29 protein-coding genes are annotated in these 25,538 nt (G+C 68.4%); 14 read left to right on the top strand and 15 right to left on the bottom strand.

Going from position 1 to position 25,538, the window contains the following annotated elements; genetic code table 11:
• Window positions 1-211 precede the first annotated feature (211 nt).
• The 4 genes from LI337_RS03905 to LI337_RS03890 all read right to left on the bottom strand — a co-directional run bounded on the left by LI337_RS03905 (window position 212) and on the right by LI337_RS03890 (window position 4,067).
• Window positions 212-781 (bottom strand): dolichol kinase, encoded by a 570-nt coding sequence (locus LI337_RS03905; RefSeq protein WP_227228409.1) that lies wholly within the window; start codon window positions 779-781, stop codon window positions 212-214.
• Complete coding sequence (glyS, locus tag LI337_RS03900; protein ID WP_227228408.1) at window positions 778-2,568, bottom strand: glycine--tRNA ligase; 1,791 nt, start codon at window positions 2,566-2,568, stop codon at window positions 778-780. The genes LI337_RS03905 and glyS overlap by 4 nt, the downstream gene beginning before the upstream one ends.
• Window positions 2,568-3,419: a CBS domain-containing protein gene (locus LI337_RS03895; protein ID WP_227228407.1), complete on the bottom strand. Its 852-nt coding sequence runs from the start codon at window positions 3,417-3,419 to the stop codon at window positions 2,568-2,570. The genes glyS and LI337_RS03895 overlap by 1 nt, the downstream gene beginning before the upstream one ends.
• A gap of 87 nt (window positions 3,420-3,506) precedes the next feature.
• Window positions 3,507-4,067 (bottom strand): DUF7529 family protein, encoded by a 561-nt coding sequence (locus LI337_RS03890; protein ID WP_227228406.1) that lies wholly within the window; start codon window positions 4,065-4,067, stop codon window positions 3,507-3,509.
• 91 nt (window positions 4,068-4,158) lie between these two features.
• Here LI337_RS03890 and LI337_RS03885 point away from each other — a divergent pair, with 91 nt between their 5' ends.
• Together LI337_RS03885 and LI337_RS03880 are read left to right on the top strand one after the other, a co-directional pair.
• Complete coding sequence (locus tag LI337_RS03885; RefSeq protein WP_227228405.1) at window positions 4,159-5,607, top strand: bifunctional metallophosphatase/5'-nucleotidase; 1,449 nt, start codon at window positions 4,159-4,161, stop codon at window positions 5,605-5,607.
• 58 nt (window positions 5,608-5,665) lie between these two features.
• The gene (locus LI337_RS03880) at window positions 5,666-6,067 is read left to right on the top strand and encodes a universal stress protein (protein ID WP_227228404.1); all 402 of its coding nucleotides are present in this window, start codon (window positions 5,666-5,668) and stop codon (window positions 6,065-6,067) included.
• 59 nt (window positions 6,068-6,126) lie between these two features.
• Here LI337_RS03880 and LI337_RS03875 read toward each other — a convergent pair whose 3' ends face one another.
• A complete protein-coding gene (locus tag LI337_RS03875; protein WP_227228403.1) occupies window positions 6,127-6,315 on the bottom strand; it encodes a DUF7576 family protein in 189 nt (62 codons plus the stop codon).
• 408 nt (window positions 6,316-6,723) lie between these two features.
• Here LI337_RS03875 and LI337_RS03870 point away from each other — a divergent pair, with 408 nt between their 5' ends.
• On the top strand, window positions 6,724-6,963 hold the full coding sequence (locus LI337_RS03870; RefSeq protein ID WP_227228402.1) for a DUF7511 domain-containing protein: 240 nt from the start codon (window positions 6,724-6,726) through the stop codon (window positions 6,961-6,963).
• 17 nt (window positions 6,964-6,980) lie between these two features.
• Here the strand turns inward: LI337_RS03870 and LI337_RS03865 are convergent, their stop codons facing one another.
• The 6 genes from LI337_RS03865 to LI337_RS03840 form a co-directional block, all read right to left on the bottom strand.
• A complete protein-coding gene (locus LI337_RS03865) occupies window positions 6,981-8,795 on the bottom strand; it encodes a MutS-related protein (RefSeq protein ID WP_227228401.1) in 1,815 nt (604 codons plus the stop codon).
• Between the two features lie 103 nt (window positions 8,796-8,898).
• Window positions 8,899-9,138 carry a UPF0058 family protein gene (locus tag LI337_RS03860; protein ID WP_227228400.1) on the bottom strand — a complete coding sequence of 80 codons (240 nt, stop codon included), beginning with the start codon at window positions 9,136-9,138 and terminating at the stop codon, window positions 8,899-8,901.
• 82 nt (window positions 9,139-9,220) lie between these two features.
• Window positions 9,221-9,619: a helix-turn-helix domain-containing protein gene (locus tag LI337_RS03855; protein ID WP_227228399.1), complete on the bottom strand. Its 399-nt coding sequence runs from the start codon at window positions 9,617-9,619 to the stop codon at window positions 9,221-9,223.
• A 159-nt stretch (window positions 9,620-9,778) separates the two neighbouring features.
• Window positions 9,779-10,276, bottom strand: a complete 498-nt coding sequence (locus LI337_RS03850; protein WP_227228398.1) for a DUF6691 family protein — start codon at window positions 10,274-10,276, stop codon at window positions 9,779-9,781.
• Window positions 10,276-10,851: a YeeE/YedE family protein gene (locus LI337_RS03845; RefSeq protein WP_303645195.1), complete on the bottom strand. Its 576-nt coding sequence runs from the start codon at window positions 10,849-10,851 to the stop codon at window positions 10,276-10,278. The genes LI337_RS03850 and LI337_RS03845 overlap by 1 nt, the downstream gene beginning before the upstream one ends.
• A 1-nt stretch (window position 10,852) precedes the next feature.
• Window positions 10,853-12,058 carry an MBL fold metallo-hydrolase gene (locus LI337_RS03840; RefSeq protein ID WP_227228397.1) on the bottom strand — a complete coding sequence of 402 codons (1,206 nt, stop codon included), beginning with the start codon at window positions 12,056-12,058 and terminating at the stop codon, window positions 10,853-10,855.
• 253 nt (window positions 12,059-12,311) lie between these two features.
• On the opposite strand from LI337_RS03840, the gene LI337_RS03835 reads away from it, so the two are divergent.
• Entirely contained in the window at window positions 12,312-12,554 is a 243-nt protein-coding gene (locus LI337_RS03835; protein WP_227228396.1) for a sulfurtransferase TusA family protein, read from the top strand.
• Window position 12,555: 1 nt separating this feature from the next.
• Window positions 12,556-13,170 carry a DsrE/DsrF/DrsH-like family protein gene (locus LI337_RS03830; protein ID WP_227228395.1) on the top strand — a complete coding sequence of 205 codons (615 nt, stop codon included), beginning with the start codon at window positions 12,556-12,558 and terminating at the stop codon, window positions 13,168-13,170.
• Between the two features lie 47 nt (window positions 13,171-13,217).
• Here LI337_RS03830 and LI337_RS03825 read toward each other — a convergent pair whose 3' ends face one another.
• The gene (locus LI337_RS03825; protein WP_227228394.1) at window positions 13,218-14,006 is read right to left on the bottom strand and encodes a DUF2270 domain-containing protein; all 789 of its coding nucleotides are present in this window, start codon (window positions 14,004-14,006) and stop codon (window positions 13,218-13,220) included.
• A gap of 162 nt (window positions 14,007-14,168) precedes the next feature.
• Here LI337_RS03825 and LI337_RS03820 point away from each other — a divergent pair, with 162 nt between their 5' ends.
• From LI337_RS03820 to LI337_RS03805, 4 genes are all read left to right on the top strand, one after another.
• Window positions 14,169-14,657: an Lrp/AsnC family transcriptional regulator gene (locus LI337_RS03820; protein WP_227228393.1), complete on the top strand. Its 489-nt coding sequence runs from the start codon at window positions 14,169-14,171 to the stop codon at window positions 14,655-14,657.
• Window positions 14,654-15,787 (top strand): pyridoxal phosphate-dependent aminotransferase, encoded by a 1,134-nt coding sequence (locus tag LI337_RS03815; RefSeq protein WP_227228392.1) that lies wholly within the window; start codon window positions 14,654-14,656, stop codon window positions 15,785-15,787. The genes LI337_RS03820 and LI337_RS03815 overlap by 4 nt, the downstream gene beginning before the upstream one ends.
• 79 nt (window positions 15,788-15,866) lie before the next feature.
• Window positions 15,867-16,799, top strand: coding sequence for a DMT family transporter (locus LI337_RS20060; RefSeq protein WP_227228391.1), 933 nt, complete (start codon window positions 15,867-15,869; stop codon window positions 16,797-16,799).
• Window positions 16,800-16,908: 109 nt separating this feature from the next.
• The gene (locus tag LI337_RS03805) at window positions 16,909-18,087 is read left to right on the top strand and encodes an ABC transporter substrate-binding protein (RefSeq protein WP_227228390.1); all 1,179 of its coding nucleotides are present in this window, start codon (window positions 16,909-16,911) and stop codon (window positions 18,085-18,087) included.
• Window positions 18,088-18,089: 2 nt separating this feature from the next.
• Here the strand turns inward: LI337_RS03805 and LI337_RS03800 are convergent, their stop codons facing one another.
• Window positions 18,090-19,208, bottom strand: coding sequence for a M24 family metallopeptidase (locus tag LI337_RS03800; RefSeq protein WP_227228389.1), 1,119 nt, complete (start codon window positions 19,206-19,208; stop codon window positions 18,090-18,092).
• Window positions 19,209-19,289: 81 nt separating this feature from the next.
• Here LI337_RS03800 and LI337_RS03795 point away from each other — a divergent pair, with 81 nt between their 5' ends.
• Window positions 19,290-19,799, top strand: a complete 510-nt coding sequence (locus LI337_RS03795; protein WP_227228388.1) for a hypothetical protein — start codon at window positions 19,290-19,292, stop codon at window positions 19,797-19,799.
• Window positions 19,800-19,928: 129 nt separating this feature from the next.
• Window positions 19,929-20,249, top strand: a complete 321-nt coding sequence (locus LI337_RS03790; RefSeq protein WP_227228387.1) for an MTH1187 family thiamine-binding protein — start codon at window positions 19,929-19,931, stop codon at window positions 20,247-20,249.
• A 91-nt stretch (window positions 20,250-20,340) separates the two neighbouring features.
• On the opposite strand, the gene LI337_RS03785 is transcribed toward LI337_RS03790, so the two are convergent.
• Complete coding sequence (locus LI337_RS03785; protein WP_227228386.1) at window positions 20,341-20,511, bottom strand: DUF1059 domain-containing protein; 171 nt, start codon at window positions 20,509-20,511, stop codon at window positions 20,341-20,343.
• A gap of 189 nt (window positions 20,512-20,700) precedes the next feature.
• Between LI337_RS03785 and LI337_RS03780 the strand changes: the two genes are divergently transcribed.
• Window positions 20,701-21,681 carry a quinone oxidoreductase family protein gene (locus LI337_RS03780; RefSeq protein ID WP_227228385.1) on the top strand — a complete coding sequence of 327 codons (981 nt, stop codon included), beginning with the start codon at window positions 20,701-20,703 and terminating at the stop codon, window positions 21,679-21,681.
• Window positions 21,682-21,702: 21 nt separating this feature from the next.
• On the opposite strand, the gene LI337_RS03775 is transcribed toward LI337_RS03780, so the two are convergent.
• A complete protein-coding gene (locus tag LI337_RS03775; RefSeq protein ID WP_227228384.1) occupies window positions 21,703-22,014 on the bottom strand; it encodes a hypothetical protein in 312 nt (103 codons plus the stop codon).
• A gap of 257 nt (window positions 22,015-22,271) precedes the next feature.
• Between LI337_RS03775 and LI337_RS03770 the strand changes: the two genes are divergently transcribed.
• Together LI337_RS03770 and LI337_RS03765 are read left to right on the top strand one after the other, a co-directional pair.
• Complete coding sequence (locus LI337_RS03770) at window positions 22,272-23,204, top strand: DUF8054 domain-containing protein (RefSeq protein ID WP_227228383.1); 933 nt, start codon at window positions 22,272-22,274, stop codon at window positions 23,202-23,204.
• Between the two features lie 484 nt (window positions 23,205-23,688).
• A complete protein-coding gene (locus LI337_RS03765; protein WP_227228382.1) occupies window positions 23,689-25,491 on the top strand; it encodes a YcaO-like family protein in 1,803 nt (600 codons plus the stop codon).
• Window positions 25,492-25,538 lie beyond the last annotated feature (47 nt).

Below are 25,538 nucleotides of genomic sequence, written 5' to 3'. Positions count from 1 at the left end.
GGTAGGTCCCCGTAATTGATATCGAGATGACGTTAATCCTGCCGCCGTCGGGTGCCGATCCGAACTGTACGTCTCTCTTTCCGACACTTGTCCGCTCGGTGTCGTGTTCGGAGCACCCGGGCGAGGAGGTCGAGAACCGCAAGCTGGCTCGCCCGAGCGAGTTCTCGGTGAGCCAGTCACCGACGACCGCGTGCGCGGATCGAGGCTCGGGTCAGACGAGCGTCAACAGGAACGTCCCGAGCGTGATCCCGACCGCCGCCGAGGGCGGGATGGAGAGGTTGTCGTCGACGACGTAGCCCGCGATCACCGGCTTGAACCCGTCTGCCAGTGTCGCTCCGAGCGCCCCGAGTGCCGCCGGGAGCAGCGACACGAAGGGGAGTGCCAGCGCGAGACAGACCGCGAACATCGCCGCCAGCACGCCCACTTCCTTCGCCGTGGTGGCATCGTTCGACCCGAGGACGCCCGAGATGGGGTCACCGACCGTCAGCATCAGCATCCCCGGTACTGCGACCGTCGGCTCGAACACCCAGACGACCGCGAGCATCGAGTACATGTAGAGCGCGTAGCCCGCGACGTTGTCCTGCTCGTACTCCCGCGTCAGACGGTCGTAGATGGCCCAGTCGAGGCCGAAGCCGAGTCGCGCGATCTCCAGGACCGTGACGGTCACCGCCAGGCCGATCAGCACGTAGCCGAGTTGGCGGTAGCTGACCAGGCTCAGGAGGTACAGCCCCGGAATCCCGGTCCCGCTCGCGTGGACGAGCCGCCGACCGATCTCGCTCACGCGTCGGCCAGTTGGCCTTCGGAGACCGTCTCGTACTCGTCTAGGAGCGCGGCGAACTCCCGGTCGCCGGTCCGCAGGGCCGTCAGCTCCGAGACGACCTCGGAGACCGGCACCCGAACCTGCGCGGTCGTGTCGCGTTCCCGCACCGTCACGGTGTCGGGGCCGTCGCCCTCGATCCCGTCCCGGTCGACCGTGATGCAGAACGGCGTGCCGATCTCGTCCTGCCGGCGGTAGCGACGGCCGATGTTGCCGGAGTCGTCGTAGTCCGCCTCGAGGCCGACCGCCCGGAGGTCCGAGACGATCTCGTGGGCCAGCGACTCCAGTCGGTCGTCCGAGACGAGGGGGAAGACGCCCGCGAACGTCGGCGCGACCGAGGCGTCCAGATCGAGGAAGGTGCGCGCCTCGCCCGCGACCTCGTCTTCGGTGTAGCCGTGTTCGATGAGCGTGTAGACCGTCCGGCCGACGCCGAAGGAGGGTTCCACGACGTGGGGCGTGATGTGTTCGCCCGACTCGGTCTGCTCCTCGACGCGGAAGTCGGCGACCTCGGTGTCGACCTCGTAGGACTCGCCGTCGACCTCGACGGTCACCGTCTCGCCGTCGAAGGCGTCCGGGTCGCGTGCCGCGAGGTCCGCGAGGGCCTCGGCCACGTCGCCGGCCGCGCCGCCGAACTCCGGGCCGAGGACGCTCATGTCGGGGTCGACGACGGCGCGCTCGACCGTCTTCGGTTCGTCGTACTGCCGGAAGATGGTGAAGTCGTCGTCTGCGTACTCGCCGTGTTTCGTGAGGTCGTAGTCGGCCCGGTAGGAGAAGCCCGCGATCTCCACCCAGTCGCCGCCGACCTCGCTCTCGGCGTCCCAGCAGTCCGCCGAGTAGTGGGCGAGTTCGCCGGGGAGGTGCTGGCGGAACCGGAACCGGTCCATGTCGACGCCGATGGACTGGTACCACCGCTTGGCGATGCCGAGGTAGTAGCCGATCCACGCGTCGGCGATGACGCCGTCGTCGACCGCCTCGCCGATCGTCGTCTCGACGTACTCGGTGCCCTCCGCTTCCTGTTTCGTCGCCGGGTAGAGCGTCACCGGTTCGTCGGCGACCTCCTCCAGTGGCGGTTCGTCGGTCTCGGGGTCGATGAACTGCTCCAACTCGGCCTGCGTGAACTCACGCACCCGGATGATCCCCTTCCGGGGACTGATCTCGTTCCGGTAGGCCGGGCCGATCTGGGTGACGCCGAAGGGGAGTTTGTTCCGGGCGTACTCCTTCAGTTGCGGGAACTCCACGAAGATACCCTGTGCCGTCTCGGGACGCAGGTACCCCGGCTGACCGGACCCGGGACCGATGGACGTCTCGAACATGAGGTTGAAATCCTCGACCGGTTGGCCGGCGAGGGGGGCACCACACGAGGGACACGCGAGGTCGTGTTCGCGGATCAGTTCCTCGACCTCCGGGATCGGCAGGCTCTCAGCCTCCTCGATGCCGGTGTTGTCCTCGATCAGGTGGTCCGCACGGTGGGACTCGCCACACTCGGCACACTCGACGAGCATGTCGTCGAAGCCGTCGAGGTGGCCCGACGCCTCGAAGACGGCTTCGGGCATGATCGTCGGTGCTTCGATCTCCTCGTTGCCGAGTTTGACGGCGAACTGCTCGCGCCACGAGGCTTCGACGTTGCCCTTCAGCGCCGCACCCTGCGGCCCGAAGGTGTAGAAGCCCGCCACACCGCCGTACGCGCCCGAGGAGCCGAAGAAGAAGCCCCGTCGCTTGGCGAGTTCGGTGATGGTCTCGGCGTCCGCCATCAGAGCGCCTCCAGCAGGTTCACGTCGCGGACGACGCCGATCAGTTCGTCGCCCGAGACCAGCGGGATCTGCTCGATGTCTGTCGACAGCATCGTCCCGGCGACCTCCTTCGCGGTCCGCTTGCTGGAGACGGTCGTCACCTCGTCGCTCATGAACTCACGGACCGGTTCGGCGGGGATCTCGACGTTCCGGGTCGGGATGTACCGGTTGCCGACCGCCTTGATCCCCTCCCACATCCACTCGTCGTCCTGCCCGGCCACGGAGTCGCCGGTCTCGTCCTCGCCTTCGACGACACGGGCGACCTCGATGATGTCGACCTCGGTGACGATGCCGGCCATCCGGGCGTCGTCGTCCAGCACGACCGAGTAGGGGACGTTCGCGTAGTTGATCTCGCGTTCGACGACCGTCAGGGGCGTCTCGACGTAGCTGGTGTTCACGTCGCGGGCCGCGACCTCGCCGACCTCCGTGTCGCCGTCGATGTCGCCGCGTGCGATGGCTCGCACGACGTCGGTGACGGTGACGATCCCCTCCAGCCCCCCGTCGTCGTCGACGACCGGGACGCGCCGGGAGCGTTCCGCGACCATCCGCGCCGCGACCGCCTCGATGGCCTCGTCGGCGGTGGCGGTCGGGACCTCGCGCATCAGGATCGCCAACTGGTCCTCGTCGGGGTCCTCGATCAGGTCTTCACGGGAGATCAGACCACGGTACTCCTCGACGCCGTCGGTCACTTTGACGACTGGCACGGACGAGAAGCCGTGCTCCTGTAGGTACTGAAGCACGTCGTCGCGGGTGCCCGGCAACTCGACGGTCACGAGGTCCGAGCGGGGCGTCATCGCGTCGGCTACTTGCATACACCGCCGTACTGCCCCGCACCTCTTGTACTCTGCGAAGCGGGGAAGTGTGACGGCGGACGAGAGAGTCGTCGAGAGAGAGCGTCGTCAGTCGTCTCTGCGCTCGGGGTCGATCGCCCAGTTCTCCACGGTCGCTCTGTCGGGGAAGAACTTCTCGTGGCTGTCGTGGCGGAACGACCCGAGGTGCGTCTGATCGAGTGTCACGACGTGGGTGTACATCTCGCCGGCCTCCTCGGCGGCTTTCACACAGCCGAGTGCGTGGCGCAGTTCGTAGGTACCGGCCAGCAGGATGGCCTGCCGTGCGTCGGGATCCATCAGCACGGTCACGAGGAAGACGCGCCCGTCCTGTTCGGCGCGGTAGACCTCGAACTGCGGGAAGTCGCCCACGGAGAAGGCGTCGGTGAACGCCTCGGCGAAGTTGTCGGGGACGACGTGGGTCAGCCCGAACCGGTCGTAGTCGCCCGCTTCGGGACTCTCGGGGGCGGTGTGCCCGGCGGCGGTGGCGACGGTGTCCCAGCCCTCGGCTTCGAGGTCCTCGGCCATCGCCTGCATGTCTTCGAGCGTCGCCTCCCACGCCTGCTTCTCGCGGTCGGCGTTCGCGGCCCACCGCTCGGCGTCCTCGACGTCGGAGTCTCCGATCTCTGGCATACCCGACGTCTGACGGGCCACGCGGGAAAGGGCTTCGGACCGGGCGTGGATCCCGACGCCTTCTTGACGCCACGCACGTCACAGCCGATAGATGCCGCGTCTCCTCCACTACTCCGACATCGAGAACGTCTACGACGACCCGGACCGCGTGAGCCGCCTCGCCGGCCTGATCGCCACGCTCGACGGGGACGATACGCTGGTGACCGGCACCGGCGACAACACCGCGCCGGGCGTCCTCTCGCTGGTCGAGCGCGGTCGCCAGTCGCTCGACTTCTTCCGGGCGGTCGGCACCGATCTGGAGACCTTCGGCAACCACGACTTCGACTACGGCCCGGACGCGACCCGAGCCCTCGTCGCCGACAGCCCGCAGGAGTGGGTCAGCGCGAACGTCCGCGACGAGGACGGCGAGCGCTTCGGTGCCCAGCAGGGCGTCGTGCCCTGGACCATCCGCGAGGTCGCGGGCGACCGGATCGGCTTCGTCGGACTCACCGATCCGACGACCCAGTCGCTCAATCCGGAGGCCGTCGACCTCGGCTTCGACGACCCCGTCCCGGCCGCCCGGCGGGCGATCGGTCGCCTGCGCGAGGAGGGTGTCGACTTCCTCGTCGCACTCTCGCACCTCGGCCAGGGTGACGACGACCTCGCGGCACTCGACTTCGACGCCATCCTCGGCGGCCACGTCCACAGCGAGCGCAGCGAGGTGGTGACCGGGACGCTGCTCACCCGCCCCGGCCAGAACGGCCACGTCCTGCTGGAGGTCGATCTCGATCCGGACGAGGGCGACACGCCGTCGGTCCGGCGACACGCGGTCGCCGACCTGGGCGACCCGGAGGCGGACGACCCCCGCGTCGCGAGTGGGAGTCCGCTGCGCTCGCTCGCCGACGCGCTCCGGGGGCGCGTCGCGGACGCCGGCCTGAACGAGACGGTCGCCGAGGCCCCGGAGCCACTCGACAGGGCACAGGAGACCGTGGTCGCCGGCGAGTGCCGGATCGGCAACTTCGTCGCCGACGCCTACCGCTGGGCCGCCGGCACCGACACCGCGCTTCAGAACAGCGGCGGCCTCCGGTCCGGGCCACCCCTCGCGGGCGCGGTGACGATGGCCGATCTGATCTCGGTGCTCCCCTTCGAGGAACGCATCGTGATCGCCGAGGTGTCCGGCACAGACCTGCGGGCGATCCTCGCGGAGATCAGTGGCTCGGTCGTGGACTTCGGCGAACCGGGCTGGCGACACGGTCACGTCTCCGGCGTGGAGGTCGTCTGGGACCCCGACGGCGAGTCGGTTCGAGAGGTGACGGTCGGGGGTGAGCCACTCGACGAGGAGCGGTACTACACGCTCGCCACGCCGGAGTACCTGCTCCACTCGGATCACGAGTTCCCGACGCTGGACGAACACCACCGCGCGGGCGAGTCCGGCATCCAGCACGAGGTCGTCGCCGACTACGCCCGCGAGTTCGGCGTCACCGCCGAGATCGACGGCCGGATGCGGGTCGCCGACGGGGCTGTGGACGCCGTGACCGCGGACCCGGCCGACTCCGAGTGAGTCGACGCGACGGCCGCCGACAGAAATCTTCACACCCTTGGAGTGACTGGAGCCACCAATGACGCTTGTCGTCGTCCCCGTGCGGTATCCCCTGACGAGCCACTCCCACGCGACCCTGGAAGAGGCACTGCGCGTCGCAGACGAACGCGACGCCGACCTCACCGTCCTCCACGTCAACCTCTATCAGGACGGGTCCACGGTGAGTCGGACCGACCTCAAACGCGCGGTCGAGAGCGAGTTCGGCGACATCCCGCGCGCTCGCTACGTCGTCCGCCGGGGGTTCATCGTCGAGGAGACGATTCTGGAGGAGGTCGCGGCGGAGTCGGCCGACGTCGTCGTGATCGGGCAGAAGCAGGCCGGTCGCTGGCGGCGGACGCTCCGACGCTTCCTCGACGATCCGGACATCGAGACGTTCCTGAAGGAGAAACTGGACTGTACCGTCATCACCGCGCGGTCGTGACCGCCCGCCAGTGACGCTCGGCGTGTCGTGTTCTCGCGGCCCGCGTCGTCGGCCGCGCGTCAGGCCGCGTCGTCGTAGTCGGCCTTGCAGTCGTCGCTACAGAAGTGGCGGTGGTGGACCGACCCGTCCTCGACCCACGTCACGACCCGGTGTGTCGGCTCCCGGACGATGGCGTCGCCGCAGGTCGCACACCGGGGGGCCGACTCCTCGTCTACGTCCTCGCCGAGATCGGAAGTCGGATCGACCATACCTCAGTACCGGGTGACGCCGACAGTTGAATCTGTCCCATTCGGCAGTTGTCCCGCGAGTTTTGCACCGACCGAACGAGGCAGTCGTGACAGCGGGCCGAGGCAGTGGCAACAGGGGTTGTGCGTCGCAGAAGGCGTGCGCGAACTGGACAGGCTGGCTGGCGTCGCGTCACTGGCACGTGATAACGCGTCCGCGCACGCTGAGGACACCGACTCACCCGCCGGGTTAGTAGTTCGCTAAGTGGGATACGTAGCACTCTGTAGTTCTGTGCATCTCCGGGACAGGCCGTGGAGCAGACCACATTCGCCACCGACACGAACGATCACGACCGATACCGAACGCTATGGAGTGCTCTTAGCAGGGGTTATGTAGTCCGGTCGGCGTCTCGATAGTACAGACCGCCGACCATGCCACTCGACCCCGCCGGCTCGTCAGGAGCCACGCACCCAGACGGAGCGTCATCGTCCGCGACCGCCCCCCACGCCATCGACAGCCGCGACTTCGCCCTCCACAGCGTCGTCGTGGAGTACGACGGGCGACCGGACCGGTGTACGATCTACCCTCGCCGGAGTCGGTGCCGTGATCGGGTCGCGTCGTGGCTCTCGGCCGACCGCGAAGCGTTCGTCGGTCTCGAAGAGATGCGGTAGCGTCGGCGAAGCTGCGCTCAGTTCTCCTGCCACCGAACGTCCGACAGCGTGCGCTGGACCGCCTCCTCGCCCACCGCGCCCGCCAGCGCCTCGAACCCCTGTCGCTCGGCGCGTCCCCGCGCGTTCGCCACCAGTCGCGAGACGATGAACTCGGGCGTGGACTTGCCGACCGTCCCGAACCGGGGCTGGTAGTCGACCCGTAGATCGAGGTCCTGCGTCAGCCCCTCGGCGAAGATGCCGTCGATGCGGGCCGCGTCCGGGAGCGGCGAGAGGTCGTCCGCGAGGTGGGTGACGTAGACGCCGAGTGCGTCGTGATCGACCGACAACTGCACGAGTCCGTTCAGCAGGTCCGCCGCCCGGCCAGGTTCCGTGATGGCCTCGAACTCGTCGACGAGCATCAGGGCGCGCCCCTCCTCGGTCAGCGGCGGGACGATAGACTTGAGCGTGGACTCCAGCACACCGGCGTTGAAACTCGCGTGCCGGCGGTGGAAGACCACCGAGTCGACCAGCGCGACTTCGGCCTCCCGTGCCGGCACCGGCAGCCCCATCGACGCGAGCAGCGTGATCTGACAGAGCGTCTCCAGCAGCGTCGTCTTCCCGCCGGAGTTCGCCCCGGTCAGGACCGTCACCCGGTCGCCGGAGGGCGGCGTCTCCGGCGGGTCGTCGTCGCCAAAGCCTCCGGCTCTCGCCCCGCCCGCACCGCGAGTCGCCCCCGCAGACAACTCGGCCGCCGGCGACAGACTGTGGCGTCCAACCGCGTAGGTGATCGGCTGGATGTCGCCCGACAGGGTCAGGTTCCGGGCGTCCCGGACCGCGAGGCCGTCCGCCACGAGTTCGGGCCGGACGAGGTCGTGTGCCTCGGCGAACCGCGCCAGCGAGAGGGCGAAGGCGATGTCGTCGGTCGCCGAGACGGCGGTGTCGATGTCCTCGCGGGCCGACTCGACCGCACCGGAGAGATCCTCGGCGACGGTCTCCTCGCGCGCCTCGGCCTGTTCCCGGAGGTCGGCGACGAGGTTCCGGAGCGAACTGCTCACGAAGTCGGCGGCGTCCACCGCGTCGTCCGTGGTCGCCGACTCGACCTCCCCGCGCGTCAGGTCGGTCTCGCTCGCCACGTACTCGACGAACGCACCCCGGAAGTCGTCGAGGTTCCGGACGCCGCCCTCCCGGATTGTGTCGATCAGGTCGAAGGCGCTTCCCTCGAGTGATTCGGCGTCTGCGAGCCGGTTGCGCAGTCGGTCGAGTTCCTCGTCGACGCCGGCCGCGACTTCGCCGTCCTCGACACGCCCGAGTGCGCCCGCCGCCTCCCGGAGTGCGGCCGGGTCGACGTCCGACAGCGCGTCGAACGGCCCACCCGACAGGCCGGCCTCTCGGAGCGTCAGCGCGGTCTCGACGGCGGCGCGTTCGGTCCCCCCGGCCTCGTCGTAGGTCTCGAACGCCGAGAGGACGTTCTCGCGATCCGACTCCGAGAGTCCGGCCCACGCCTCCCGCGCGGCCAGCACGTCGTCCAGTCGGGATTCGACGGCCTCTCGGTCGGTCAGTGGTGTGAGCACGCGAATCCGGTCGCCCGCGTGGTGCGTGACGGCGTACTCCTCGGCGAGTGAGAGCAGGTCGTCGTAGACGTTGCGGGCGTCGCGGGTGGCGAGTAGGTCCATCCCGGCCTCGCCGTTCGCCCGACGCAGGATGCGGGTCGCTCGCCCTCGCGAGATACCCGCCTCGGTCAGCGCCCGGATGTCGGCACTCTCGATGGCCGTGACGGCGCGGTCGACGCCGAGCGTCGCCCGGAGTCGCTCGCTCGTCTTCGGTCCCACGCCCCAGTAGTCCTCCAGTCGCATGTCGGGAGGGTGTGACGGGCCCGACTTATCGGTTTCTCGTTAGCTGTCGCTCGGAGTGGGTGTCGGGACCGACGACACGCCGGCTGGACGTGTGTCCGCCGACTCAGTTCGCTTCGACGGCCTGTGACGGCGTCTCGGGCTCTCTGACGACGTCGGCGAGCAGTCGTGCCAGCGTCAGCACCGCCCGTTCGTGGTCGTCCCGCGCGGCACGGAGCGCCAGCGGCGAGACGTCGAGTACGTCGTACTCCGCGAAGTCCGCCTTCGTCGCCAGCCCCGAGTCGACGAACTCCTCGGCGATGGTCACCAGGAGGGAGTGAAAGTGGACCAGTTCGTTCTTCTTCATCCTATGCACGTACGTGCTCAACCAGCGTAAAGGACGCGGTGAACGGAGAATTCGAGGGGTTCGTTCGACGGGGTGTGTGAACTCAGCTCTCGGAGGTCGCGGCCTCGGGCGTGTCGTACTTCTCGCGGAACTCGCCGATCAACTGGCCCATCTTGGCGTACCAGTCGTTCAGCATGCGTTGCATGTCGTCGGCCACCTCGTCGGGGTCGGTCGGGTGGTAGACGTGGTAGTAGCCGCCCTGATCGTAGTTGACCTGCTCCTTCTGGACGAAGCCGGTACTGAGGAGTCGCTGGATGGACCGGTAGGCGGTCGACCGTTCCCGGTCGATCGCCTCGGCCACCTCGTCGACGGTCAGTGACTCGTCGTGGGTCGTCAGTTCGCGGAACACCTCCTTGTCCAACTCCTTCAGCCCGTGGAAACACTCGAGGAGTCCCTCACACTCCATGTCCCCCCGGAGCATCTCGCTCATCGAGTTCGTCATGTTGGCGGAGCTACGCAGTGGACGGGCAAAAGAGTTTGTATGCCTGACGCAACACTGAGGCGGCCCGCTCGCGTGTGGTGGATTACACCGCCGCGCGTGCCACGGAACGACCACACCGCCGCGCGTGCCACGGAACGACCGTCCGTCCCACGGGTCAGCTCAGTCAGCGGACGTGGCGGTCGTTGTCGACGTCGCGTCCCGTGCCCGCCACCAGCCCTGGAGGTACGCACCGAGGAACATCCCGGCGATCGCCCAGAGGATGGTGACGTTCCCGACGCCGAGGCTGGCGTACGCCGCGCCGGGGCAGATACCCGACAGGCCCCAGCCGACACCGAAGATGCCGCCGCCGACGAGGACGTTCCGGTCGAACGACTTCAGTCGGCGCGTGTAGGCGTCGCCCGTCAGGGGCGCACGGTCCAGCAGACGCGTGGCGAGGAAGAAGGTCGTCCCGGTGACGACCGCGGCCCCGCCCATCACGAACACCAGCCCGAAGTCCTCGAACTGGAGGAAGTCCAGCACGACCTCCGGGCGTGCCATCTGGCTGAAGCCGAGGCCGAAGCCGAAGACCATCCCGCCGAACAGGACGACCGGCAGGAACCACGGACTCTGCGCCGCCTCACCGCTCCCGCCGTCTGTGACTGCACGCTCGTCACTCATCAGGGACTCACCCCGAGTGCGGCGACGAGTTGGGCGGTCCCGACCGCGATCAGCATGAACGTGGCGACGTTGACGAGCGATGTTCGGGAGGCCGACCCGACGCCACAGACGCCGTGACCGGAGGTACAGCCCTTCCCGAGTCGCGTGCCGACGCCGACGAGGATACCCCCGGCGAACAGTCGCCACGGCTGGACTGCGGTGGTCCACGCGCCGTCCTGAAACAGCAGGGCGTAGATGGCCGCACCGCCGACGATGCCGACCGTGAAGACGACGCGCCAGTCGCGCGACCGGAGATACTTCCCACGGTTGAATCGCGGGAGGTCGGAGACGTAGGACAGCGTCGTCTCCAGAAAGGTGCTCGCGCCGGCGATGATCCCCGACGCGAGGTAGATGATCGCCACGCCGAGACCGACGAACAGCCCGCCGATCGCGTATCGTTCCCACCCGTTCGGGAAGTACTCCGGCGGGAGCAGTGGCTCGCCCGACTGGAGGAGCAGGCCGGCAGTCTCCGCGAGGTTGGCCCCGGCGACTGCCCCGGCACCAGCACCCGCGACCTGCGTGAGTGCGTCGACCATCTCAGTCGTCGCTCGTCATCGCGTCGGTGCTGGCCGCGCAGTTGTTCGGGCCGAGTTCCAACTCGAAGGCCTCCCGGTCGTCGACGGTCTGCTGGCCGAGGTTGGTGGCGATCACGTCCTCGTAGTTCGCCGGTCGCGGCGGCATGTCGGCGAGAACGTACTCGACGAACTCGTCGCGGTCCATCGACAGTGCGTCCATCGACGCCCGGAGGTCGCCGAGCGTGGTGGTGTAGCTCCCGTCGGCCGCGCGGTCGGCCGCGTCGCTGAAGTGGGCGGGGGCGATCACGGTCTCGTCCGGGAGCGGCAGGATCGTCTCCTGGAGCGTCTCGTACAGCGTCCGGGCCGCGTCCGGCGCGCCGTCGTCGCCGTCTTCCAGGTCGGGGCGGGCGACCGACTCGGTGAACAGACCGTCGCCGGTGAACAGGAACTCGGCGACGCGATAGCTCGTCATCCCGGAAGTGTGGCCGGGCGTGTGGAGCGCTTCGATCTCGGCGTCGCCGACAGCCAGCGACTCGCCGTCGGCGATCGTCGAGACGGCGATCTCGTAGTCCAGTCCGCGATCCAGGGCTGGTTCGGGGACGACCGCCTCGACACCGTACTCCTCGGCGAGCGTCCGGACGCCCGAGACGTGGTCCGCGTGGACGTGGGTGTCCACCGCGTAGCGCAGGTCCGCACCGAGCGCCTTCGCGTCGGCGACGTACTCGTCGGCGAAGGCGCGCAGTGGGTCGATCACGGCCGCCTCGTCGCCGGAGACGACGAGGTAGGCGAGACAGCCACTCGACGGGCGCTGGTACTGCGCGACCGTCAGGTCACCTGTGGTGTCGCCAGCAGTGTCGAGTTCGACGTACTCGTACAGGCGGGCCCAGCCGTTCATCCCGTCTTCGAGGTGTTCCACGTCGTAGCCCCGGTCCGCGAGCAGACCGGCGACGTACCGGGAGGACTCGCCCTTCGCACAGGAGACCGTGACGCGCCGGTCGTCGGGGACCTGCGCGAGCGTCTCCGGGTCGATGTCGTCGACGAGAAAGTCGAAGTAGGGGACGTTGACGTTCTCGACCGACGCACCGTCGATCTGCCACGACTCGAACTCGCTCGGGACGCGCGTGTCGAGAATCGTGACCTGCTCACCCGCGTCGATCCGCTCTTTCAGCGCACTCGCCGTGACACTCGGTGCCTCGGTCTCCGGTTCCGGGAACTCTGGCGTACTCATGTGTGTACCACCCAATATCGAGGGAATTCTATTAAGACTTCGGATAGTCTTTCAGAGTAGTTGCAATACCATTCCCCCGAGTCGATATCCAGTCTCTCTCCTCTTTCGGGAGCAGTGTGGACGGAACGCCTCGCGAACAGACTTCGCGAGTCGATCCCTCGGCCGGTTGTCTTGCTCGACTGTCCCACTGACCGACACACTTATCTCTCTCCCCTCGATATTGCGGAGTACACCCAACACTGGTGAACACAGAATGAGTACGGAATTCGAAGTCACGGAGACGCTAGACGTACAGGGAGAGTCGTGTCCGATGCCGGTCGTCAAGACGCGCGGTGCCGTCGACGACCTCGCGTCCGGCGACGTGCTGGAAGTGCTGGCGACCGACTCCGGGAGCGTGAGCGACATCGCGGGCTGGGCCGAGTCGGTGGACGACGTGGAACTACTCGAGCAGAGCGACGACGGAACTGTCTACAGTCACTACCTCCGGAAGCTGTGAGATGAGTACCGAGACACCCCACTCGGCAGACGAGTCGGAGTCGGACGCGGGCGGCGTCGAGGAGACGGTCGACCCCGAGTCGGTCGCGGCACTCCGCGCCGAGGTCGAAGAACTGCGCGAGGAACTCGCCGAGGCCACCACCGACAGCGGCGACGACCAGCGGTCGATGACGATCATCGCCACGAAGGGGACGCTCGACATGGCGTACCCGCCGCTGATCCTCGCCAGCACGGCGGCCGCGTTCGGCTGGGACGTGGTCGTCTTCCACACGTTCTGGGGACTCGACATCCTCCACGAGGAACGGTCGAAGCACCTCAAACTGTCGGCGGTCGGCAACCCCTCGATGCCGGTCCCCAACGCGGTCGCCGCCCTGCCGGGGATGGACCGGATGACGACCCGGATGATGGAGAAACGCATCGCGGACAACGGGACCGCGACAATCGAGGAACTGATCGAGACGTCTCTCGACATGGGCGTCGACCTGCAGGCCTGTCAGATGACGGTCGAACTGATGGACTACGACGAAGACGACTTCTACGAGGGCGTGACGACCGGCGTCGGGGCCGCGACCGCACTCCAGCACATGGCCGACGCCGACGTGCAGTTGCTGGTCTGAACGCCACTGTTCGACCGGGTTCGCTCCGTCCGTGACGGACTCGACGACTACCGCTCCCGGCGGAAGTCGGTCGTCCGCATCTCTTCTCTCGCGTGCCACGTCCGCGGCCGGAGCGCGATTCCGACCAGGAGGAGCGTGTAGCCGGCGACGACCGCCGAGACGAGTGCTCCCGAGATCATGCCGATCCCGGCCGACTCGGGCCAGCGTTCGACGCCGAAGGCGGTGATCCGGATCACCCACGCCGACAGCAACACGGCGAACAGCGGGAGGTAGATACGCCGCAGTCGGTGTGCGACCGCCTCCTCCATCGTGATCTTGATCGTCGGCGTGTCGTAGTCGTCCGCGAGGTCCCGTCGCCAGTCGGGGTCGGCAGGGTCTCTGGTCGGATCGAGTCCCGGCGTCCAGACGTTCTGTTGGAGCGACCGGACGCGCGAGCGCCAGATGTCGTACCCCCGGTAGCGGCGGGCTTCGACGACCAGAAAGACGGTCAGCGCGGCCGCCCCGACGAGGATCACGTAGTGCGGGTTCGTCGGACTGGAGAAGGCCCACGTCAAGACGGCGGCCATGACGATGACCGCCCAGTTCGTGGTGCGGTCGAGTCGCTCCCGCCAGAACTTCATCCGGTGGATTTCGCCGCGGTAGAGGTGCGCCATCGCGGAACTCGGTCCCATCGTCTCGTCGAGCAGGCCCTTGCCGACCTCGGGGTCGCCGGCCACGTTCACCGGGTCCACCGTCTCTCGGGAGTCGGCGTCTCTCGGCGGTCGGTCGCTGTCTGCTGACACGGTCTCGGCATCGTCCGGCGGTGGGTCGGCGTCGGACGACGAGTCGTCGGTCATTGCTGATACAGAGTAGTGGGTAAACCATGCAAACCTCTTTCGGCTCGGCCGCCCGGGGACGACACTCGTCCGAGAGGTCTCGGGGAGTTTCCGGCCCGTCTCTCTCGACCGCCGTTTTGCGTCGGGAGCAAACCCTTTCACGTCCCGGCGACAGCCCACTGTATGGACGAACAGCGGGAACTGCTCGACCTGTTGCTCGACGACGCGCGGGAGTCCACCGAGGACATCGCGCGACAGACCGGTCTCACGCCCGACGAGGTGGAGGCAGCGATCGCGGAGTTGGAGTCCGCAGGCGTCGTCCGCGGCTACAAGGCGGTCGTGGACTGGTCGCGGGTCGACGAGGAACACGTGCAGGCGGAGGTCGAACTCAACGTCGAACTCGACCGCGAGACGGGCTACGAACAGATCGCCCGCCGCATCGCCAAGTTCCCACAGGTCTCCTCGCTCCGACTCGTCTCCGGGAGTTACGACTTCGCGGTGGACGTGGAGGGCCGGTCGATGCACGACGTGTCGCAGTTCGTCTCCGAGCAGATCGCACCGATTCCGGAGGTCACGCAGACTGTCACTCACTTCGTGATGGAGACGTACAAGGAGCGAGGCATCGAGTTCGACGCCTCCGACGACGACGATCGGTTGTCGGTCTCGCCATGAAGATCGCCGACCGCGTCCAGCAGGTGCCGCCCTCGGGCATCCGGCGATTCTTCGAACTCGCCGAGGAGAAAGAGGAGGTCATCTCGCTCGGCGTCGGCGAACCGGACTTCAGCGCGCCGTGGGCCGCCAGAACCGCCGCCATCGACTCGCTCGAACGCGGGAAGACGAGCTACACCGCGAACAAAGGGATGCGGAATCTCCGCGTGAGCATCGCCGACTACGTCCAGCAGTGGGGCCTGGACTACGACCCCGACGAGGAGATTCTCGTCACCGCCGGCGCGAGCGAGGCGGTCGATCTGGCGATGCGGGCGTTCGTCGACCCCGGCGACACGGTGGCAGTGCAGGAGCCGACGTATATCTCCTACGTCCCCGGCATCCAGTTCGCCGGCGGGGAGCCGATCCGAGTACCGACGACGCCCGAGACAGAGTTCCAACTCACCTACGACGCGCTCCGCGACGCCGGGGCCGCCGAGGCCGAGGCACTGGTGATCTGCTACCCGAACAACCCGACCGGCGCGACGATCGACGACGCCCACCTCCGGGAAGTCGCGGAGTTCGCCCGGGACCACGACCTGACGGTCCTCTCGGACGAGATCTACGCCGCGCTGACCTACGACGGCGACCACACGTCCATCGCCACCCTGCCGGGGATGCGCGAGCGGACGGTCGTCTTCAACGGCTTCTCGAAGGCCTACGCGATGACCGGCTTGCGACTCGGCTTCGCACTCGCGCCGCCGGAGGCGACGCAAGCGATGAACCGCATCCACCAGTACACGATGCTGTCTGCGCCGACGACCGCCCAGTACGCCGCGCTCGAGGCACTCCGGTCGTGTGACGACGACGTGGTCGAGATGCGCACGCAGTTCGACCGCCGCCGGCGGTACGTCCTCTCGCGGTTCCGCGAGATGGGGATGGACTGCTTCGAGGCGAAAGGAGCGTTCTACGTCTTCCCGGAGTGTGGCGGCGACGACGAGCAGTTCGCCGAGGATCTGCTCGAATCACAGGACGTGGCGGTCGTCCCCGGTAGCGTCTTCGGCGACGGCGGCGCGGGCCACCTCCGGGTGTCGTACGCCTCCGGGATGGCGGAGTTGAAGGAGGCGATGAACCGCATCGAGGCGTTCGTCGAGTGAGCGGTGCGGCTGTCTTCGGCAGGATCTCACCTTCGCACGAACCGACACGCTCTTTCGCCGACTCCCGAAACGACCGCCAGTGAGCCGACGCCTCCCCGCCATCGCACCCGTCGCCCCGCTCGGTGCGGCGGTCCTCTGGGGCGGGATGTACGTCGTCAGTCGCTGGGGGTTCGAGGCGATTCCGCCGGTGACGCTCGCCTTCCTCCGCGTTCTCCTCGGCGGCGTCGTCCTCCTTCTCGTCGTCAGACTCCGGGAACCGACCCGGTCGTTCTCTCGTGCGGAGTGGTCGCGGTTCGCCCTCCTCGGCGTCTGGGTCGCCGTCACGCTCGCCACGCAGTTCCTCGGGACCGCGCTGACGACCGCCAGCCAGGGCTCGCTGTTGACGGTGCTGACGCCGGTGTTCACGCTCGCGCTGGGGGTCGCGCTCTTGGACGAGTCGCTCTCGCGGGCGAAGGTCGTCGGCACCGGACTGGCGCTGGCCGGGACGCTCGTGGTCGTCGCGGCGACGACCGACCTCGGGACGCTCGACGGCGGGGCTGGCGGGGGGAGCCTCGGGGGGACCGTCGGCGGTCTCGGCGTCCTCGCGCTCCTCCTCGCCAGTCTCGGCTGGGCGCTCTACACCGTACAGGGCGCGCCGCTCGTCCGGCGGTACGGCGCGCTGACGACCGCGACCTACTCCACGCTGTTCGCCGTGCCACTGCTCGCGGTCGGTGCCGGCGTCGAGGTGGTGACGACCGGGGCCGACCTCGGTGCAATCTCGTGGACGCCCGCACTGCTCGCGGCGGTCGGCTACCTCGGTGTCGCCAGCACCGCTCTCGCGTGGTATCTCTGGTACAAGGGCCTGGAGTACGTCGACAGCGGGACGGTCGCGGTGTTCTTCTTCGCCCAGCCAGTCGTCGGGACCGTGCTCGGCGTCCTGTTGCTCGACGAACAGGCCGGCCCGGCGTTCCTCCTCGGCGGGGCAGTGATGGCTGTCGGCATCTACGTCGTGAGCAGTGCGCGCGGTGAGTGAGAGCCAAGCCGGCTCCCAGCGGAGCGAAAATCGCATCAGAAGCGATTGTTTTCGGCTCGCCTAAACTTCGCCAGACTTATGTGTTTTTTATGCAGACCGAAAAGTCACGATGGACGACACACCGGATCACGATGGATCGACGCGACGGGAGTATCTGACGTACGGCGCTACTGTGGTGGCGAGCGGGCTACTCGCGGGCTGTACCGGCGGGGGCGACACCGGCAACTCGGAGACGCCGACCGAGGAGGAGACGGTCACGGCGACCGCCACCGAGACGGAGACGCCCGAGGCCGAGTCGTACTCGGTGTCCATCGAACCGGTCGGGGAGGTGACGTTCGACTCGGTGCCGGAGACGTGGGTCGCCAACAACGGGAGTTGGGCCGACATGGGGATCGCGCTCGGCCTCGAACCGCCGGAGGGCGTCTGGCTCCCGAGCCGGTATCACACGAGCTACTACGACGAGATTCCCGGCGTGAGCGTCGACGGGAGCCAGATCGAGAAGCTCTGGGGCGACAGCGGCATCGGCAAGGAGCAGTTCTACGCACTCGACGCGGACGTTCACGTGATGGACCCGAACTTCCTCCTCAACCGGTCGAAGGGGTGGAAACAGGCCGACATCGACGAGATCACCGAGAACGTCGCGCCGATGTTCGGCAACAGCAGCTTCTCGCGAGGCTACCCGTGGCACGAGGACTACCGGTACTACGGGCTGATGGAGGCCTTCGAGAAACTCGCCGAGGTGTTCCAGCGAACCGATCGGTACGAAGCGTTCGAGTCGATCCACGACGACTTCCAGGCGAACCTCGCGCCGGTCGTCCCGGCCCGGAGCGAGCGTCCCGAGGTCGCGGTCGTCTGGGGCGGCGGCGACGAACCGGCGAAGTTCTACCCCTACACCGTGGACGACGGGACCAGCTTCAAACACCTCACCGATCTGAAAGTCCGGGACGCGCTGGCCGACTCACAGGTGAAAGACTTCTACAGCAGTCGGGGAGCGATCGACTTCGAGACGCTGTTGGAGGTCGATCCAGACGTGCTCCTCCTGCGTGGGCAGGAGGCGAAGACGGCCGAGGAGTTCGAATCGACGGTCGTCGCGTACATGGAAGCGAACGACGTCGCGAGTGAACTCACTGCGGTCCAGAACGGCGACGTCTACCGCGCCGGTGGGTTGTATCAGGGACCGATCACGAACCTCGTCGTCACTCAGCGACTCGCCGAACAGTTGTACGGTGCCGACGGACAGCTGTACGACCCGGAGCGCGTCGCCGAGGTGGTGGCCGGCGACGTCTGAGTTCACTCACCGAGCGACAGTATCTCGTGTCGGGTGAGCGCCGGCGACGCGCCGTCACCGACCACCGACTCGTCCGGCGACACCTCGACGCTCGGCCAGTCGCCGGTCGCGGTCAGCACCTCGAAGCCGTCGTCGGTCACCAGCACGGTGTCCTCGCTCTTCGCGCCCTGGACCGTCGGGTTCCAGGCGTACGCCATCGGCGTCTGCACCGGATTCTCGGCGTCGGGGCTGGCGAACCACTCGCGGCCGGCGTAGCCCGCCGCGCCGCCCTGGTGGTGGTTCCGCCACTCCTCGGGCCAGCCTGCGCGGTCGTAGGCCGCCCGCACGTCGGCGAACACGTCGCTCGCGGTCCCACCCTCGCGTGCCACCCGGCGAGTCGCGGCCAGCGCGTCGGTCTCGATCTGCATCGCAGACTGGTGGCGCTCGGCCAGCCACTCCGGCGGGTCGAACGCCACGGTTCGCGTACAGGAGGCGTACAGGCCGCCGCGCTCGGCGGTGATGGAGACGAGGGCGTACTCCCCCAGCGAACTCGTCGTCGGCGTGTAGTGGCGGTACTGCCGGGCGCGCTCCGCACCGCCGGCGAGTGCGACCGGGGTCTCGACGTCCTGTGCCGACAGCGAGATGCGGATGCCGGCGGCGACTTCGATCTCGGTGTCGCCCGACTGGAGTTCCCGGCAGACCGACTCCACCGCGTTGGCGGCCGCCGTGCCGAGGTCCCGGTACCGCTGTACGTCGTTCTCTGACAGCGGTTGCCGGAGCGTGCTCGCGTCGAACTCTGTGACATCCTCGGCCGGAACCGGGAAATCGGCGAGCGCCGGCGTCGGGGTGCGGTCGGCGACCGCCTCCCCGAGACCCGACTCGTACCACGCCGTCGACTCGACGGTGAACGCGTCGGGTAGTTCCTCGTCCGCGAGTCGTTCGGCTTCGATGTTGTCGGTGACGACCCGGAACTCGCCGTCGTAGCCGGCCGCCGCGACACCGAGGTCGGCGTCGCGGTCCACGACGTTGCTGCCGCCGGTCAGCCACGCGAAGGAGTTCGGGCGCGCGAGCCACACCGCCTCGCACCCCTCGCGGGCGAGGAACTCGTCCAGTCGCTCCCTGCGGTCCTGTAGATCGGTCATACTCGTAGCTTCGTGAGCCGGGACTTGAATCGGGCGACTCGCTGCGACGAACTCTTGTGAGAGGCCTGTGACGTTCGGGTGATGCCCTCCAGACGCAGACTGCTGACAGCACTGGCGACGAGTACGACGGTCGCTCTCGCGGGCTGTGCCGGTAGCGGGTCGTCCGGTACCGCCCGCCACTGCGGGTCCGGCTTCGGCGACCGTGCGACCGGCGACCTGTTCTCGATCACGGGACCCGGCGTCGATCCGGAAGACGACGGCGTCGTCCTTCTCGTCGCACTGACCGAGGCGGCGATCCGAGACACCGGTGTCAGGCGGGTCGAGTTCCGCACCAGCGAGGGACGGATCGTCCACGAACTGCCGGTCGCTCCCGGCGGCGGTCGGTCCGCTCCGACCGGGAAGTATCCGGCCGAGAACGTCCGGGTGTTCCGGACGTACCTCGGTCCCTACCCGCAGACCGGGGTGTTCCGGGTCGTCGCGGTGGACGACACCGACGAGACGGTCGACGCGGTGACGATGGACTACGACTGCTATCGGACGGAGTCCGACGGCGGAAGCGTCGCAGTCTCGTCGAACGCGAGCGACGGCTGAGTCGGGCCGCCCCGGAATCGACTGCGATCCGGCGTCGTCGGCCCGGGGTCGTCAGCCCGGCGACGGCGGTAGCGTCGACCCGGAGACACCACCGAAAACAGCAGGTGAATCGCGGTCGAAGCCGCCCACATGACAGTCATCGCACTGCTGTCGGTCGCGCCGGTCGTCGAGGGGAGCATGGCGAGCGAGGTCGCGAAGGCGGTCGCGGCGCTGGACGCCCACGACGTGGACTACGAGACGAACCCGATGGGGACCGTGATCGAAGCCGACGACGTCGACACCTTGCTGGCGGCGGTGGCGTCCGCGCACAAGGCGGTCGACGGCGACCGAGTGAGCACGTTTCTGAAGATCGACGACAAGCGAACGACCGACCAGCGCGCGTCGGAGAAGGTCGAGGCAGTCGAGCGTGAACTCGGCCGGGAAGCACGGAAGTCGCGCGAGGAGGAGTGAGGGGCAGGTCGATGGTCGTGTGAGGAGTCGGTGTCGGAGAGCGGGCGTCGAGAGTCGGGTGTCGTCGGTCGCAGGGATCGGTTCCCGACGATCAGACCTCCCGAATGTTCGATTTGATCATCGAGACGGTCTCGTCGTTCATCTCCAGGTCGGGGTGCGCGTCGGCGGCGTGTTGTTCTGCCTGCGACAGCACCGACGCCTCCGTGTCGCCCTCGATGGACGCGCTACAGCCGTCTATCGGACAGTCGAGGTGTAGTGACATGGTTCGTGTGACCATATCACAAGCGAGAACGTAAGCGTGTGGCAGGATGGTTCAGGGCGTGCCAACCCGCCTCGTGACTCGTCGGCGACGCCGCGACTGGCCGGCGCTCCGGCGGCGAGAAACCGAAAACGCCGGGCGAGTTGTCCGATTCACTGGGGGTTTTTGACGCTCCCGTCTGTACGGTGTCTCATGCGAGCTATCCGCGTGACGGAGTTCGGTGGACGCGAAGGGATCGAAGTCGCCGACGTCGAGGAACCGGAGCCGGGACCGGGGCAGGTCCGGATCGCGGTCGAGGCGGCGGGGCTGAACTTCGCCGACATCATGCAGCGCCGGGGCCACTACCTCGGCGGGCCGAAGCCCCCCTACGTGCCGGGGATGGAGGTCGCCGGGACGATCGACGCCGTGGGTGAGGGCGTCGACCGCGAGGTCGGCGACGAGGTCGTCTCGATGGTCTCCGGGGGCGGCTACGCCGAGAAGGCCATCGCCGACGCGGAGGGCCTGTTCGATCTGCCGCCGACGATGTCGTTCGCCGAGGCGGCGGGCTTCCCGGTGCAGTTCCTGACGGCCCACTGTTGTCTCCACGAGTGGGGCGGCCTGGACACGGAAGACGCCGACGAACGCGTGTTGATCCACGCCGCCGCCGGCGGGGTCGGCACCGCCGCAGTGCAACTCGCCTCGGCCGCCGGAGCCGAGACGTTCGGGACCGCCAGCACCGCCGAGAAACTCGATCTGGCCACCGACCTCGGTCTCGACCACCCGATCAACTACACCGAGGTGGACTTCGCCGAAGTGATCGAGGAGGAGACCGACGGTGCGGGCGTCGATCTGGTGCTGGACGGCGTAGGTGGCGACGTGTTCGAGTCGTCGCTGGACGCGCTGACCTTCCGGGGGCGACTCGTCACCTACGGGGTCGCCAGCGGCGACCCGGCGCAGGCCGACACGACGCGCCTGCTGTTCGAGAACAAGTCCGTAATCGGCTTCCACCTCGGGCGGGCGCTCGGTCACGACCCCTCGTCGGTGCTGAAAGCCGTGCCGGGGCTGACGGAACTGCTCATGTCCGGCGATCTGGAGGTGATCGTCGGCGAGACGTTCGACCTCGAAGACGCGGTCGAGGCGCAGGCGTACCTCGAAGACCGGCAGTCGGTCGGCAAAGTCGTGCTGGAACCCTGACTGCTGTCTCCCCGACTCGCTCTACGTGTCGGCGTCGGCACGCGAGACGCCGACGACCGTCCCGACGGTCTCGAACCCCGACGACCGGAAGACCGCGTTCGGATCGTCGAAGTCCACGGTCTCTGCGTGCTGCAGTTCGAGTCGATCCTCGCCCATCGTCCCGACCAGTCGGAACTGCGCCGAGGGCGTGTCGGCGAGGCGAACGACCGCCCTGATCGTGTCGCCGGTGAGGTCCACGGCCTGCACGACGAACCGCTCGCTGTCCCCGTTCTCGAAGTCCGCCCGGAGGGGACCCGACGCCAGTGCCGTGAATCGCGCGGTCGTGGAACGCATCGACTCGGAGTTGGCGGGTTGCTGGCAAATAGCTTGCCGAGTCGGGGGTCGTCGCCGGGAACTCCGGCGGGGAGTCGGTCGTTCTCGTCTGCCGTGTCACTCGCGGTCGTGAGTCACGGAACCGCACGACACGGCGGCGGTACGGTCAGCGTACCGGGTGGGTTCGGGAGTTCTCGGCAGGTATGGACAGCATACCTATCCGGTGATCTTGCGTTCCTGTCATCGAACCCCACGAAATCGTCGTGGGCGTGGTTATCATGTTCACCTTCCTCGACTCCGTCCGACAGCCCGAGTACACGGGTGCGAACCGTTGCTGGCCCTGCACGATCACGAACGTCGCCATCGCCGGCGCACTGGCAGTCGGTGCCAGCGTCGTCGGGACGCCGATCCTCGGCGCGGCGGTCTTCGGCGTCTCGCTCGCCGCGATCTGGCTCCGGGGCTACCTGATCCCCGGCACGCCGGAACTCACCCAGCGGTACTTCCCCGACTGGCTCCTCGCGCTGTTCGACAAGGACCCGCGCCGCGCCGCCGGCCCGGAGATCGACCTCGAGGGACTGACCGCCGAGACCGTCCTGCGCGAGGCGGGCGTCGTCGTGGACGACCCCGTCGTCGGCGACGTGGTGCTGACGCCCGACTTCGAACGGGCGTGGTACGGCCGGATGGCCGAGATCGGATCGGGGCAGACCGACCGCGAGGAACTCGCGGAACTGGTCGACGTGGACCCCGAGACGCTCGACGTGCACTGGCACAACAACGCCTTCACCGCGAAGATGGACGGCGTCTGGATCGGCCAGTGGGAGTCCCGCGCCGCGTTCGTCGCGGACGTGGCCGCCGGCCGGGAACTCGACGCCCGCTACCCGGCGTGGCGCGACCTACCCATGCTGTTCCGGAGTGAGGTCCTCGGCGGCCTGCGCGTCATGCTGGACCGGTGTCCCGACTGTGACGGGCAGGTGACGCTCGGACAGGACGTCGTGAAGTCCTGCTGTCGCACCTACGACGTGCTCGCCGGCAAGTGTGCCTCCTGTGGTGCTCGCCTGTTCGAGATCGACTGGGACGAGGAGTTGTTCGGGTCGGCCGACGAGTCCGACGACTCGACCGCCTCCGAACCCCGCGACAGCGTCGTGACGGTCGAGTCCGACGCGACCGACAACACCATCCCGGTCGAACCGGTCGCCGACGACCGCGTCTGAGTCGCCCCTCGGGATTCGGATTCTGCGACACCCCCGTCCCTGCTGACGACAGTCGGATTCGCTCGGCCGACGACAGGCCCAGCCAGTCATAGGTTTTCTCGAACGTTCCTGTCTCCCAACAGACGGCAGACGCGTCACTCGCTCCCGTCCGTTCTGGACCCCAGGAGGACGCGATCTGCTGGCGACCGGCATCGAGTCGTGTCCGAATCCCGTGAGGACCGACTCGCCGGTCGCGTCGCCAGCAGTCGGGGAGGCGTGGGGAGGCGACTGCGACTGCCGGGGTCCGAATCCGCGAGTACCGCCCCGAGTGACCACCAGTGGCGACACGATCGGTCCAGACCCGGTGGACCGAGAAAGACCGACTGCGCGTCGTCTCTGCTCGACTCGGCCGCGGTCTCTCTGAGCGGCCTCACCGACCCGACGCCCTCCGATGCCGCCAGTCCGGTTCCCGACGCTTTTTCCCACAGCCACCCGACCGCGAGGTATGAACGTTGGAATCGCCGGCTCCGGCCCGGCAGTCGAGTCGCTGACGGCGGCGCTGGCCGACGTGGACGCGACCGTCACCGAGACGACGCCCGACGAACTCGCCCGGTTCGGCCTCGGTGCGGTCGTGGCCCCCACGGGAGCCGACGCCTTCCGGACGGCGAACGCGGTCACGGACCGATGGCTCGCGGTCGAGGTCGGCGGCGTCGGCGGCCACCCCCTCCCGAACGTCGACGCCGGGGTCGCCGTCTTCGACGCGACCGCCGACACGACCCACGCGGCGTGCTTCGACTGCCTCCGCCGGCGCGTCGCGGCCAACGCACCCGAGACCGCCGAGCGACCGCGCGGGGACCGGAGCGCCGTGCGCTTCGCCGGGGCGGTCGCCGGCCGGCGGGCGGTCCGACTCCTCGCTGGCGAGTCCCTCGGCGGGACCGTCGTGGAGGTACCCGGCCCCGAACGTCGGGTCCTGCCGGTGCCGGGGTGTGACTGCGCCGACCGACACGTCGACGACTTCCAGCGGTACGACCCGGTGCCGACGACACACCGCGACGCGGAGATAGACGACGCACTGGCCAGGGCGGAGCACGCGGTGGACGACCGCGTCGGTCTCGTCGCGCAGGTCGGCGAGCGTGAGTCGTTCCCGGTCCCCTACTACCTCGCGCAACTGGCCGACACCTCAGGGTTCTCCGACGCCAGCGCCCCGGACCTGACCGCCGGCGTCGACGCGGACTGGAACCCCGCGTTCATGAAGGCGCTCGGGGAGGCGCTGGAACGCTACTGCGGGGCGGTCTACCGCCAGCGCGGGTTCACGGTCGCGCCCGAGGAGACCCGCGCGCGTCCAGTGTCGCCCCGGCGGTTCGTGCGCCCCGACGCCGGCTACCGGCCACCGGACGCCGAAGAACCGATTCCGTGGGTCGACGGAGTGGAACTCGACGCCGAGGCGCTCTCCGGCGGTGAGGCCGGGGGAGTCGAGACGGACGGAGACGAGGGTGCCCCGACCGAGGTGTCGGTCCCGGCCGAGTTCGTCCACTTCCCGCCACCGACGGAACGACACAAACCGTCGATCACGACCGGTCTCGGTCTCGGCAACTCCGGCGTCGAGGCCCTGCTGTCCGGTCTGTACGAGGTGATCGAACGCGACGCGACGATGCTCGCGTGGTACTCCGAGTTCGAGCCACTGGCGCTCGCCATCGACGACCCGGGCTTCGAGACGCTGGTCGGTCGCGCCCGCGCCGAGGAACTGTCCGTCACCCCGTTGCTCGTCACGCAGGACGTGGACGTGCCGGTCGTCGCCTGCGCGGTCCACCGCGACCCCGAGACGAGCGAGTGGCCGCACTTCGCGGTCGGGTCGGGTGCCGACCTCGACCCCGCCTCTGCCGCCCGCTCTGCACTCGCCGAGGCGCTCCAGAACTGGACCGAACTCCGGGCGATGGGACCCGAGCAGGCCAGCGGGGAGAGTGGTGCCATCGGGCACTACGCCGGCTTCCCGACCCCTGCGCGGGAGTTCGTCGACGCCGAGGCGACCGTCCCGGCGGCGAGCGTCGGTCCCGATCCGGTGCCGACAGGTCGGGCCGAACTGGCCGGCGTCGTGGACCGACTCACGGAGGCAGAACTGGACGCCTACGCCGTCAGGCTGACCACCCGCGAGGTCGCCGGTCTCGGGTTCGAGGCGGTCCGTGCCGTGGTCCCAGAGGCGCAACCGCTGTTCACCGGCGACCCGTTCTTCGGCGACCGCGCCCACGAGGTTCCGCGACGGCTCGGCTTCGAGCCGCGTTTGGATCGGGCGTTCCACCCGTATCCCTGACAGTCGGTCGCCGAGTCGTGTAGCGAGTCGAGACCGGCCCGATCACT

Source organism: Salinirubrum litoreum, from assembly GCF_020567425.1.
In the GTDB taxonomy this organism is placed as follows: domain Archaea; phylum Halobacteriota; class Halobacteria; order Halobacteriales; family Haloferacaceae; genus Salinirubrum; species Salinirubrum litoreum.
Note: the sequence above shows the minus strand (reverse complement) of the source record. Positions and strands in the feature narration are given on the sequence as shown.